The following is a 12,459-nucleotide window of genomic DNA, read 5'->3' as shown; positions in this document are numbered from 1 at the left end:
TGTCTGCCGGCTGTCCTGATTACAATTCCTGCTGCATTGGATGGTTGCCTGCTCTCTGCCGGCTGTCGCCTGAGGCAAAACGTCCCGCAATCTATTACCCTGTTGCCAAAAATTACGCATAACGTTCATCGGCTTGGCGAAGGCAGGGAAATAGAATTGCGTCTGCCTCCACTTGCACCAAAGATGATTAAAGATAAAAAGTTTAGCCCATGTTATTCAGCCCTGCTTTTGCCAAACCGCTGTTGCACGCCGTTTGAGTCATTTGCTTTTTCTAAGATGTCTTTTAAAAGTTGTCGAATATCGATCACCAAACTTTATAATTGTTATGTCATCATATGATAGCGTTGTTGGTTTATCGTCAAGCTTCCCTGTTGGGTCATAATACTGAACGCCTACTTTGTCTTTGGTAACTCGCTTTATTGGTCCGATAACAAAATCAGGATCATCCTTGTCTTCACACTCAATCACTACGTGGTAATCCAGTTTCTTTAAGTCTGAAAATAATTCGTGCCAGGATTTTAATGATAATGATTGATTAAAGCCATACTGTGTGTCCAGCAATCCTTCCTCTTTGTATATCCTTTTAAAAGTCTTATCGTAGTTGTTACAGCGGATGCTGTCAAACCTGTCCTTTGGAATGATGGCATAGCCGTCAAGCATAAATTCATTGTCAACCTGAAGTAAAATAAACTGCCTAGTTATAGCTAACATGAAACCGGAAATATTTTCTTCTCTGTCTTTAAAAGTCCTATTGATTTTTATAAAGTCTTTTTTGTCAATATGCTTTTGTAGCATAATGTCATAGTCCTTGATTTTGTCCTTTCTGTCTGTCATAAAGAGATGGCTGAATTAATGGCGTGCAACGTTGGACGGCTTTGCGATGGGCTGGGAATAGCGACTGGTCAGACCGGAACAAATGCCGAACAACGATAAACAACACAATTTAACAAGCAGTCGCTGATTAGCGTTATGTCAGACGAAACTAAAGTTGAAAAAAGTACAAATGCTGATGGCAATTCCGTCAGCCAGCCTATTGCAAAACCGAATGTTGTATGCCGGCTTTTTTCTGTCAATATTGATGGAACACCGTCACAAGTTCTCAAAGCTGTTGATACGTCTATTCGTGTCAGCATTGATGAGTTTTACAATCAATTTGCTATGATGTTTGGCGGGAACGACTTGTCAACAACCAATTCTATTAAGTCATAGTTTTTGTCATAATCTTTTGTTACGGCTTCAAAGTTTTTCATAAACAAAGTTTTAGCTTCTCCATTGAATTTAGAAGCTGCGAAAAGTGCTCTTTGTTTGTCTTTTTTTAAATCAATGAACATCATGCCGAGTTCATTATTGGTGTCAGTAATAACAGTCCCAATATAACGTCCGGCTTGAAATATTAAACCAACTATGTCTTTTGTGTCTTTGATATTTGTTATTTTAATTCGGTTTGCATTTTCTAACATCATTGCATGGTTGGTGGTATATCCCATTGTTTTGTCGGCATTAAGTTGTTCAACAAAAATTTTTACACTCATGTCATGTCTATTTTATCAAGATAAAAGTTTTGAATTTAGAACCGTCAAGTAAGCTGGCATACAACGTTCGGGCTTTCTGCTGTGCTGATATTCTGTGTTACTTCAGCCCGGCACTGTCGCTGAGTAAAGATAGAAAGCCGAGGTTACATTCCAAAGCTCGGTTATGTTCGTTCAGCTGGGACTGCAGCTGATCAGCGATATGTCGATCAGGATATATTCTAAAGCCAGCATAGCAGAAAGCCCCATGTTAGGTGCCGTTTTTCATTCGAAGGGCAAAAGTTTCGTAGAGAGAATCGCCTTTAGTCTTTCATATGAGTCGTCCCCTAGTTCTAATCTAGAACAAGCAATTGCCTCATAAAAAGATTTAGGTATCAAGTAAAGTGAATCGTTAAACTCTGTATAGTAATTATAATAATTCCACTTGATATTAGTATTATACATATCTGTCGAAATTGAAATTTGGTCATCATCAAACGATAGAAAGTAGTATTGGTCATTTTTCGATAGGTTCAACAGAGTTTTTCTTTTCCAGGCATTCCTCTTTAGAAATTTAATAAGGATGGGAATTGAAAGTCCAATAGCTAAAAAAACTGCTAATGCGGTAAGAGACAAGAGAACTCCTTTAAGAACAACTAGATTATCTCTTGTTAGATATGAAAAAGGAACAATAAAACAAATCCAACCGAGAAGATAAAGTGCCGGTTTTTTAAAATTGCCAAACGAAGCGATAAACTCTTGTTTTATTAAATACTCAAGTTGTGCTTTCACGCTTGATGAATTATATGCTATTTTGATGGGTTGCATATTTCCTTTAAAATGGCACCTAACACAAATATTACGCGAACTTTCAATTCCTCCAAAATATTTTACACTATTGATAATCAATTCGCTTCCATTCGCTTTTTTTATTTATTGGGTTCGGCAATGCAAATTACCAATCTATTTCTTCTCTTTCCCATAGATCATCCAGGGTACTTACTATGTTTAGCAATTTTTCTTTTTTCACATGCATGTATCGTTCGGTGTATGTATATTGAAGTGTCCCAACAGATCTTTCATGTAGCGGATATCAATACCTTTTTCCAGTAAATGCGTTGCAAAGCTGTGGTGCGGCTGTGAAATCCAACTTCCTTTTGTATACCTGCCTTTTGTTTAGCTATCTGAAACACCTTTTGAGCACTGCACTCCTGATACTTAGTTCCCCGATGCTGACCTTCAAACAAATAAATTAACAGCTTAGGTTGCACATCCTTATATAGTACTTCTATGATATATCCAGCAATACCGGCTCAGCCCGACATAACGGTCTTTTTCACCTTTACTTTCTTCTATATACAACTGCCTGTAGCTGCGATCAATATATTTCAATTGCAGGCTTAACCACCTCACTTACCCGCAGCCCTGCACTATAGGCAGTAAATAAAATGGCTTGATGCTTCTAATAGGTGATGGCATTAAACAACCTGCGTAGTTCCTCTTCTCCTAATACCTTTGGTAATACCAGCTGCTTTTTAGGCCGGGAATTTGCCAAAAGAACTGCTCCCGCCCCAATACCTGCTCGTAATAAAATTTTAGGGCATTGATACGACTGTGCAAAGTGTTTTCACTCAACCCTAAAGTATGATAACAGTACTTAAGGTAATCCTTGATCCGATCTACGGTAAACGCATCTGCTTTATGCGCTTTTATGGTTTGCAAAAAGCATTCATTTATTCAGATAAGTTTTGATAGTGCTTTCAGTTGCAGGTGCTGCCGAATAGCAGGTAGTACCTTAACATTAGCAGCCGGCATATTGCCAGCAGATAGCTTTGCATTGGCAGATAAAAGCAGTTTATCGGTATTAGGTGCACTTTATTAATGCTTTCCGATAATATCTTACCTGTAACTGCCTTTTTGCATCATGACGGAAGATGTATTTGGGGGCTGGCTGTTTTTAAAACATTACTGCATAGTAGTGGTTTGCAGCCGGCAGGGGAATATAAGGCATAATAAACAGTAGCATAATTCTCTCTGGAAAGCGGTAAATACCAGCACTTGTTTGTCTGGCTCCAGCGGGCATTTGGCAGGTTCTTTATTACGGAAGTGACTTTCGTATTTCGCTTAAATAGAATAGCTATTTACAGGTTACCCCGGTGGTGTAAAAGCTGTACTGTTACAGTAATTGTTGTATCTATTAATTAATGTCGGTTTAAGTGGAACGTTCTACCATCTCTGCTGTTTAATTGCCAGCTTTGAAATGCCAAAATACATTTTTCCTGCAGGGCGCAAATGTATCATACCAAAAATTAAAGTTTCGCTGTCCTACAATTGAGTATCCATTCAATAACCAGATAATAACTTGATTGTTTCTTTTACACTATAGTTGGAAACAGCAAAAGAAAAGTAATGCTGATGAAAAAAAAAGCAGTCAATTATCCGCATTTTCTGGAGCACCCAAAGTACTATAGATTCCAGCTTTCAGAATAACCTCATTAAAAAATATGGTCTTACTATAGTTTACAAACCTGTTTTTTATTCTAGCAATTAAAATTACAGAGAGGCAACAGTACCACAACGCTTATCCTTAATTTTATTTTCCTTCCAGAGGTGATACAGACCTGAGTGAATGTTCTATCGACTGCACGTTCTCGCCGGCGAAAAAGGGGGTTACTTGTGGGAAGATTAAAAGGGGCAAAGTCACCAGGATTATGGCAATCACAGATGCAGTTGGTGCTGTTTTATCTGTCTCAATTGGGCATGCCAGCCCTTATGAAATCACTTTAGCAGAACGTACACTGGAAGAATGTTTTATGGATGAATTTCCGCAGAGGCTCATTAGTGATAAAGCATACGATAGTAATCAGCTGGATGCGCAATTTGGGCAAAGCAGAGCATTAAAATGACTGCATCATATAAATTCAACCGCAAGAAGAAAAAAAGCAGGATGGACGTAAACTCAGAAGGCACAAACGAATATAGAAAGTGGAGCGTCTCTTTGTCTGGCTGTTTAACTACAAAAGTTGCATTGTAAGGTACGAATACAAAGAACAAAACTTTAAAGTTATTATCCTCTTTGCCTGCATTATGATCCTCCTTAAATCCTTCTTCTATTTATGAGATTGCTTCCAGTAAGATTTGAGGTTTCAGGTGGCCTGAAAACAGAATTGTGTTGGTGAGAAGCCACTAAAACGATTGTTCATGAGATCATTTATTGATCCCTTCTCTAAATGAATATTACGATTCACTACCTCAAAATTCATAGTCAAGCGACATATAACATTTTAAATTTAAGGACCTATCAGCCTAAAATACATTAAGAAAATACTTTTATAAATATTATTTTGCTTAATCGATTAAGTACCTATATTTGAAGAGAATTAAAAAAGTTCCTTTTTTTTAAATATTTGCTTAAACGATTAAGTAAGACTTGCCATGATCTATTTGCTGCCAATGATGCACTCTAAAGGTAAACTTCAGTCCAAATTTTCGCACTGCTATTTCAGTGGCTTAATGGTTTTGAAGAAAACATAATTTTAATCATCGCTTTCCCAATATTTTATCTTTTAATAATTTTTTTAACGATTGCCTGGTAATACCATTCAACTACGCGCGATCCAGGTGATTATTTGCCTATAATAACATTTCAACAAACAAAAAACAATGCTATGCGGTCACATTTAAAAAAAATGCAACCAGCACTTACGTGCATGACACATTTGAAAACGCTTGTATTTAAAAGAAAAAGCCTTTTGATTTTCTTATTCTGCTACCTCGGTTTCGCAACTGAAATGATTGCTCAACAACAGACTGTAAGAGGAAAGGTAACCGATGAAAAATCTTTACCATTAGATGGTGCCTCTGTAAAAGTTTCAGGAAGCCGAACTGGTGTTACAACAGATGCCAGTGGAAACTTTACTATCAAAGCAGCGAAAGGACAAGTATTAGTTATCAGTTATATTGGTATGGCTGATGAACAAGTTACTGTTGGTGATAACACTAATATTAGCGTTGTCTTAAAAGATCAGGGCGGGACTAATTTAAATGATGTAGTGGTGGTAGGATATGGAACACAAGCAAAAAAAGATTTGACCGGATCTATTGGTGTCGTATCTCAATCGAAGATGCAAGATCAGGCAACTGTTGGAATTGGTCAAAATCTTCAGGGTAAGCTTGCCGGTGTTCAGATAATCCAAAATGATGGCACTCCATATGCTGGTACGCAAATCAGAATAAGGGGAACAGGTTCTTTTGGAGCATCAAGTAATCCGCTTATAGTTATTGATGGAATGATTACTAATGATGGACTATCAAACCTTAACCCTAATGATGTTGAAAACATAACGGTTCTTAAAGATGCTGCTTCTGCTGCGATATATGGATCAAGGGGCGCGAACGGTGTAGTGATTATTACAACTAAGAAGGGAAATTTTGAATCACCGATGAAAGTGAATTTATCCAGCTATGCAGGTATAGATCAAATACGCTATAAGATACCTACATTAACTGCAAAGCAATATGCCGTTCAGGTGAATGATTATTATGGTGCAGCTAATTTGCCAGTGCCTTTTACACAAGAAGAAATTGATTCTTACGGCAAAGGAACGAATTGGGTTGATGAAATAACGCAATCAGGATTTAAGCAGAATTATGCTTTGTCAATTTATGGAGGAACAAAAAACAATGCTTATGCTATAACGGCAAATTATTTTGATGGAAAAGGCGTTATAAAAAATACTGATTTTAAGCGGGGTAATGTTAAGATAAGCAATGATACCCGCATTTTGCCAAACCTGAAATTAGGTATAAGCCTTAATGTAAATTATGGAGTTTCCAATAATACCGATTGGGGACAGGCAATTGATCGTGCATTAATATTTCCACCTACCGAACCGGTTTACGATGCAAATGGTGATTATAGTGCCGCCATACATAACGGCGAACCTGTTACTATGCTAAATCCTTTAATTGCCGTAAATCTGTGGACGTATAAGCAAACCTGGAAAAAACTATTAGGAACAACTTATTTAGAATGGGATATTCTCAAAGATTTGAAATTCAAAACTTCATTCAATGCAGAATATTATGGTTGGAACCAAGATCATTTTATACCTTCTTACACTTTCGGTCCTAAAGGATTGATAGGCGATCATCCAATCGCTGAGTTGTATGAAGATCAGAATGAAAATATCAATTATGAGTTTGATAATATTCTTACTTACACAAAGCGGATTAATAACGTTCATAATATAACGGTTATGGCTGGCTATACCTACCAGCAAACCAATGGATCGAACTTAAGTGCATCAAGAAATGACTTTTTGAATAATGATCCAAACATGCAGGTGATAGATGCCGGCAACAGTAATATTAGGAATGGCGGATCAAAATATTCATGGGCTATCCAATCTTATCTCGGGCGTATCAATTACGGTTATAAAGACAAATATTTATTGAGCGCCAGCTTAAGAGAAGATCAAACTTCGCGTATATCTAAAGACAACAGAACCGGCTTGTTTCCGGGCGCTTCAGCGGGCTGGGTTATTTCAAAAGAGAGGTTTTTTGAAAATGTACGTGTAGTAAATAATTTAAAGCTACGTGCTAGCTGGGGCATACTGGGCAATCAGGATATCGGAATATATCCTTATCAAACTACGCTTAATTCTACCGGTTTATATTATCCATTTGGTTCGGGCGGTGAAGGAGCTACCTATACTGGCGTTGGCCCAACAAGCCTGGGAAATCCGAATATACGTTGGGAGAAAACAACAACGTATGGTGCCGGTTTGGAAGCTTCATTCTTAAATAACAGGTTAAATTTTATTGCAGACTATTATAAAAGAAATACTTCCGATATTCTTGTTCGGGTTCCTTTGCTTGCAACTTCAGGAGTTAATAATGCTCCTTATCAAAATGCAGGTAGTGTCTCAAACACTGGTATTGAATTAACTTTAAGTTATGCTGATCAGATCGGCAAATCTTTTAAATATGATGTTAGCGTTAACTGGACTCATAACAAAAACATCGTTACAAAAGTACCATCTCCTATTATAAATAACTTTAGCCAAACCATAGAAGGGCAATCCATCAATGAATGGTACGGTTATGTGCAGCAAGGTATTTTCCAAAATCAGGACGAAATCAGTAAAGCTTCAACACAGCCTAATGCTTCACCTGGCGATATAAGATTTAAAGATCTAAACAATGATGGTGTTATTGATGCAAACGATAGAACATTTTTAGGGATGGCTGTTGCTCCTGATAACTTTGGCGGCAATATATCGTTGTCATATAAAGGATTTGATTTAGTTACAAGTTTTTATGGTCAGCTCGGCGCACTCAGAAGTATAGATCAGGTTGGTTTTGCCATCACTCGTGGTGGTGAACAAACTTCTGCATGGATGTATAATCAAAGATGGACAGGCGAAGGAACCAGTAATTATGTACCAAGAGTTGTAGCTGGCGATCCTAATGACAATTATCGCAGATCAACTTTCTGGCTTCGTTCCTCTGATTTTTTCAGGTTACAAAATCTGCAGATCGGATATGACTTTGCAGGAATGTTAGGCAGTTCCGCTTCAAACGTTATACATAAACTACGCTTCTATGTTGCAGCGCAAAACCTGTTCTGTATTAATTCTTATCCTGGTTGGGATCCTGAACAAAGCATTAACGGAGGATATCCTATGCCCCGATCTTTCTATGCCGGGTTTAATATTCAATTTTAATAACGAGTAAAATAATAATAATGAAAAAGACCACTTTTTTTATACTACTTCTGGCTGTACTTGTTTCATGTAACAAGCAATTAGATAAAATGCCTTATGGAGTTGTTTCAACTGAAAATTTTTACAAAACTGCACAGGATGCTGAAATGGCTGTAACGGCAGCTTACAAATCATTTCAGTTATTGGACGGACAAAACACCTGGAATACCCAGGCGGGCTATACACCGATGGGTGATATAACCGGCCCAGATGTACAGGCTCATCCGGACCTTGTTGTATATTATCAAATACAACAGTCAATTATTTCTCCAAGTTCAGACCAGATGTTGATGTTATATCAACGTTGTTATAAAGCGCTTTTATTGGCTAATGTCGCAATTGAACGAATTCCGGCCATTGATATGGATGAAACTTTAAAGGCAAGGTATATGGGAGAACTTTATTTCGTGAGGGGATTTTGGTTGTTTCGTTTAGGTTATATGTTTGGTACTGCGCCGCTGGTCACAGAACCATTAGATATATCGGAATTGAATGTTCCAAATTCAGTAAGAGAAGCCGAATTTGATCACAGCAAGAAAGTCAATAATTATAAGATTACTAAAAGTGATTTATTCGATCAGGCTGAAGCTGACTTTAAACTGGCATTGCAATCACCAATTGCAGACAGGAACACCGGCGATCTAATGGGACGGGCTGATAAGGGCGCTGTGAAAGCATATCTTACTAAGATATATTTATATGAACATAGATGGAATGATGCCAAGCCTTTGCTGGAAGATATAATGTCTTATGGGTATGCATTGCTGCCCGACTACAACGATGTGTTTAATGGTTCTCATGATAATAGTTCTGAAGGTGTTTTTGAAGTACAATACACTGCCTTAAATCAAAAAGGAACAGACAATTTTGGTACTGTATTAAATGCACCAAATGGTGAAGGTTATGTTGCCGGGGGCGGATGGGGATGGACACGTCCTACACCAGATTTAGAGAATGAATATGAGGCTGGTGATGCACGCTTAATGGCTTCTATTTTCCGCAAAAACCAGGATGATTTTTTTGGACAACTTTTTATGGATAAGGTAAACGGAACAGGTCTTGGAATTAGGAAATGGTGTATTGGTAATCCACCAAATAACAATGGCACTACTGTTGACCAGGTTAGCTGGAACAACTCAAGTAATTATACTTTGGTTAGATATGCGGAGGTATTATTGTGGTATGCAGAAGTGATGAACGAGTTAGGAGATCAGGCAACAGCAGCAGTTTATGTAAATAAAGTAAGAGCACGTACAGGAACAACTACAGATCCTAATACCATAAATAAAAGTGTTATTAAAGCATTACCACCCATCTCCTCATCATTAAGTTATGAAGATATGTTCTGGGCAATCGTTCATGAGCGTCGTGTGGAGTTTGCTTTTGAAGGAAAATTCGGCTGGGATTTAAGAAGATGGGGAATAGCAAGTCAGTATCTTACTGATCCAAAAAGATGGCAGAATCAGGTAACACCCGGATATTTTAAATATAAGGAGGGAAAGGATGAAGTATTTCCATTACCACAAATTGAAATAGACAGGTCGAGCGGCACTTTAAAACAGAATACCGGCTATTAAATGTTATTAAATATATAGCTTTTAAATTAGTTAGTTTCGCTATTGATAATAAAACCTTCGAGGTTAATTATATACAAGCATCTATCGTTTCAATAGAAACAAGCAGCGTTAAAACACGTTTTAATTTTTGTTAGGATTTAGTTTTTGCATGCATGGCATGCAATAAGGAGCAATAGCAATATTGCTCCTTATTGCATATACTCAAAGACGAAATTTAAACACCTATGTACATAACGAATTAATTGTAAACTATTTGTTTTATTAGAAACTGTTTAAGATTTTTATTTTGAGTTACCACGAGTAATTTTGGAGTGCCAGATCAGTAATTTCTTCAAACATCAAACTGGTCATTCACCCAATAAGTACCGGGATCGGTTTGTAAAAATTGGTATTTAAATAGCGATTTCTGGTATTTGTAGGGTGGGCAGTACCGGATAATTTTGTATTTAATTTGAAAACCTGGGACTATGACAATAAATAAACCCAAAGCTGTTGCCGGCATTAAAATACCCGACAGCACAATAGCCAATCAAGCTACTGAATTGTTGCTCGAACATGGTACAGAATTTCTTTATAATCATTCATTACGGGCGTTTTTATTCGCTTCGTTGAATGGAAAGCAAAAAAACATTTCTTACGATCCTGAACTCTTGTATGTTAGTTCGGTCTTTCATGACCTTGGGCTTACTCCGCATTACAGCAGCCCGGATAAAAGATTTGAAGTAGATGGCGCCAATGCAGCCCGTGATTTCCTTAGGAGCCATGGACTTCCTCAACAGGCGCTCCAGTTGGTTTGGGACACGATTGCCTTACATACAACGACCGGTATTGCAGCATATAAAGAAGCGGAAGTAGCCCTGATGAATTATGGAGTAGCACTGGATGTAGTAGGCAGAGGCTATGAGCACTTATCTGAAAAACACCGTGAAGACATTATCAAACAATTTCCACGTACCGATTTTAAGAAAAGAATCATACCCACATTTTTTGAAGGCTTTAAACATAAAACAGATACCACCTATGGTAACATCAATGCCGATGTATGCGCTTTTATGATACCGAACTTCCAAAGAAAAAATTTTTGTGACTCTATTCTGCAGTCTCCGTGGAGTGAGTAGCAAAAGTGGGTTCTAAATAAAAGGTATACGCCTGAACAATTTTCAAAAGCAGTATGACATTTAACTTTTCTCCGTATTCGCCTGCCGATAATAAAAGGAACTATTAAGTATGAAAAATGAAAATATAATTATTGATTCCGAGTGCCAGAAACGGGATAAAAATGTTGAGTCTATTGCCTGGCATTGGTATGATTTTACATGCCCGTTTTGCTATGTAAGTAAAAGCCGAAACGAGCTACTTAAAGAAAATGGGTTCAATGTAATAGCATTGCCCTTTCAGGCACATCCTGAAGTGCCGGAAGAAGGTGTGTATATGGGTAAAAGAAGTGGAGCCATGTACGAGATGCTGGAAAAAGAAGCAAGGGAAGCAAACTTGCTTCTGAATTGGCCGGTTCGTCTTCCCAATAGCCGGTATGCTTTAGTGCTGTCTGAACAGGTCCGCAGACATATTCCCAGGCTTTTTCAAGCTGTGAAGGACAGATTATATGCAGCACATTTTGCTTTAAATGAAGATTTGGGCTCAAAGGAGGTTGTTCATAATTGCCTCAAAGAATTTGGCATTAGAGAGCAGGAAATAGCAAGTTGGTTAGAAGGGGATTCGGCATTCAACGACCTCAGACGCTCACAACACATTGCCGAAAGCGTAGGTGTGAGGGGTACGCCTGCCTGGATACTCGATGACCAGTTAATTTTTGGGTTACAACCTCGTTCCTATTTTCAGAAATTTGGGAAGCGGGTTTAAAGAAGCATTAAGCAGTTACGTAAAAATATTTTTGTTCAAGGCATTAAGTAATTAACACAACTGAACCTAAAGTAATTCTGAGGCTATAGTATGGCAAGTGTGGTGTTTTCTGCTACAACAGGGAAAAGTCACAGCGAGATCCAAAAGCTCGCTTACATTGGTGCATTTTACTGCCTGTGAACAATCTTTATTAGATCTAGCCGATGCTGACGTCCAATCACAGCTATACAGGATAAATTAGAAGTAAGAGAAGCCCATGGCGGCGGAAGCGAACACTCCATGAACAATTCTAAACAATCTGATAGTCGAAAGTATTTCAAAGCCCTTTCAAGCCTGTTATTGAACTATGATGAAATACTGGTTTTTGGCCCAGGCAAGTCGCAGGAGCAATTTCAACATTACCTGCAGGAAGATGCACAATTTAACAGCAAGAAAATTACCATTGATAGTGCTGAACATCTTACAGACCCACAGATGATAGCGAAGGTTCGGAACTTTTTTAAGTCACGGCAATCTTACCTTTTTAAGACGGCGCTGTTTTAACAGCAGCCTTGTATATTTTATATTTCTTCTGCAAAAGCGAACTGAGTGAAACACTTCGCTGAGTTGGGGGAGTAAACAAGGTGGAGATTTCGCTGATATTGACCACTCCATTTCGCTACAAGCTGACCACTGCATTTCGGAGCAAATTGACCAGGTGATTTCGCTATAAATTGACCACCTGTTTTCGGTAGAAGAGCTGCGGCT

The 12,459-nt window shown here is 38.0% G+C and carries 10 protein-coding genes; 6 read left to right on the top strand and 4 right to left on the bottom strand.

Annotation, left to right across the window (positions count from 1 at the left end; genetic code table 11):
- Window positions 1–258 precede the first annotated feature (258 nt).
- From FC093_RS23060 to FC093_RS23050, 3 genes are all read right to left on the bottom strand, one after another.
- Window positions 259–834 carry a hypothetical protein gene (locus tag FC093_RS23060; RefSeq protein WP_137264181.1) on the bottom strand — a complete coding sequence of 192 codons (576 nt, stop codon included), beginning with the start codon at window positions 832–834 and terminating at the stop codon, window positions 259–261.
- A 314-nt stretch (window positions 835–1,148) separates the two neighbouring features.
- Complete coding sequence (locus FC093_RS23055) at window positions 1,149–1,532, bottom strand: hypothetical protein (protein ID WP_137264180.1); 384 nt, start codon at window positions 1,530–1,532, stop codon at window positions 1,149–1,151.
- 261 nt (window positions 1,533–1,793) lie between these two features.
- The gene (locus tag FC093_RS23050; RefSeq protein WP_137264179.1) at window positions 1,794–2,336 is read right to left on the bottom strand and encodes a YcxB family protein; all 543 of its coding nucleotides are present in this window, start codon (window positions 2,334–2,336) and stop codon (window positions 1,794–1,796) included.
- A 1,883-nt stretch (window positions 2,337–4,219) separates the two neighbouring features.
- Between FC093_RS23050 and FC093_RS23035 the strand changes: the two genes are divergently transcribed.
- From FC093_RS23035 to FC093_RS23010, 6 genes are all read left to right on the top strand, one after another.
- Complete coding sequence (locus tag FC093_RS23035) at window positions 4,220–4,414, top strand: hypothetical protein (protein ID WP_137264178.1); 195 nt, start codon at window positions 4,220–4,222, stop codon at window positions 4,412–4,414.
- A gap of 804 nt (window positions 4,415–5,218) precedes the next feature.
- A complete protein-coding gene (locus tag FC093_RS23030) occupies window positions 5,219–8,236 on the top strand; it encodes a SusC/RagA family TonB-linked outer membrane protein (RefSeq protein WP_170971203.1) in 3,018 nt (1,005 codons plus the stop codon).
- Window positions 8,237–8,256: 20 nt separating this feature from the next.
- Window positions 8,257–9,852 (top strand): RagB/SusD family nutrient uptake outer membrane protein, encoded by a 1,596-nt coding sequence (locus tag FC093_RS23025; protein ID WP_137264176.1) that lies wholly within the window; start codon window positions 8,257–8,259, stop codon window positions 9,850–9,852.
- Window positions 9,853–10,319: 467 nt separating this feature from the next.
- Window positions 10,320–10,970 carry an HD domain-containing protein gene (locus FC093_RS23020; protein WP_137264175.1) on the top strand — a complete coding sequence of 217 codons (651 nt, stop codon included), beginning with the start codon at window positions 10,320–10,322 and terminating at the stop codon, window positions 10,968–10,970.
- Window positions 10,971–11,079: 109 nt separating this feature from the next.
- Entirely contained in the window at window positions 11,080–11,712 is a 633-nt protein-coding gene (locus FC093_RS23015) for a DsbA family oxidoreductase (RefSeq protein WP_137264174.1), read from the top strand.
- Window positions 11,713–11,991: 279 nt separating this feature from the next.
- Complete coding sequence (locus tag FC093_RS23010; RefSeq protein WP_137264173.1) at window positions 11,992–12,255, top strand: hypothetical protein; 264 nt, start codon at window positions 11,992–11,994, stop codon at window positions 12,253–12,255.
- Window positions 12,256–12,272: 17 nt separating this feature from the next.
- Here FC093_RS23010 and FC093_RS24175 read toward each other — a convergent pair.
- On the bottom strand, window positions 12,273–12,459 hold a 187-nt coding region (locus FC093_RS24175), incomplete at its 5' end, for a hypothetical protein (protein ID WP_206106669.1).

It is taken from the genome of Ilyomonas limi (genome assembly GCF_005233845.1).
Taxonomy (GTDB): Bacteria; Bacteroidota; Bacteroidia; order Chitinophagales; family Chitinophagaceae; genus Ilyomonas; species Ilyomonas limi.
Note: the sequence above shows the minus strand (reverse complement) of the source record. Positions and strands in the feature narration are given on the sequence as shown.

What these genes read in the sequence shown, in the direction of transcription:
- FC093_RS23025 (WP_137264176.1), top strand. Translation starts at nt 8,257, where the DNA reads ATGAAAAAGACCACTTTTTTTATACTACTTCTGGCTGTACTTGTTTCA.
- FC093_RS23055 (WP_137264180.1), bottom strand. Translation starts at nt 1,532, where the DNA reads ATGAGTGTAAAAATTTTTGTTGAACAACTTAATGCCGACAAAACAATG.
- FC093_RS23020 (WP_137264175.1), top strand. Translation starts at nt 10,320, where the DNA reads ATGACAATAAATAAACCCAAAGCTGTTGCCGGCATTAAAATACCCGAC.
- FC093_RS23035 (WP_137264178.1), top strand. Translation starts at nt 4,220, where the DNA reads ATGGCAATCACAGATGCAGTTGGTGCTGTTTTATCTGTCTCAATTGGG.
- FC093_RS23010 (WP_137264173.1), top strand. Translation starts at nt 11,992, where the DNA reads ATGAACAATTCTAAACAATCTGATAGTCGAAAGTATTTCAAAGCCCTT.
- FC093_RS23060 (WP_137264181.1), bottom strand. Translation starts at nt 834, where the DNA reads ATGACAGACAGAAAGGACAAAATCAAGGACTATGACATTATGCTACAA.
- FC093_RS23050 (WP_137264179.1), bottom strand. Translation starts at nt 2,336, where the DNA reads ATGCAACCCATCAAAATAGCATATAATTCATCAAGCGTGAAAGCACAA.
- FC093_RS23030 (WP_170971203.1), top strand. Translation starts at nt 5,219, where the DNA reads ATGACACATTTGAAAACGCTTGTATTTAAAAGAAAAAGCCTTTTGATT.
- FC093_RS23015 (WP_137264174.1), top strand. Translation starts at nt 11,080, where the DNA reads ATGAAAAATGAAAATATAATTATTGATTCCGAGTGCCAGAAACGGGAT.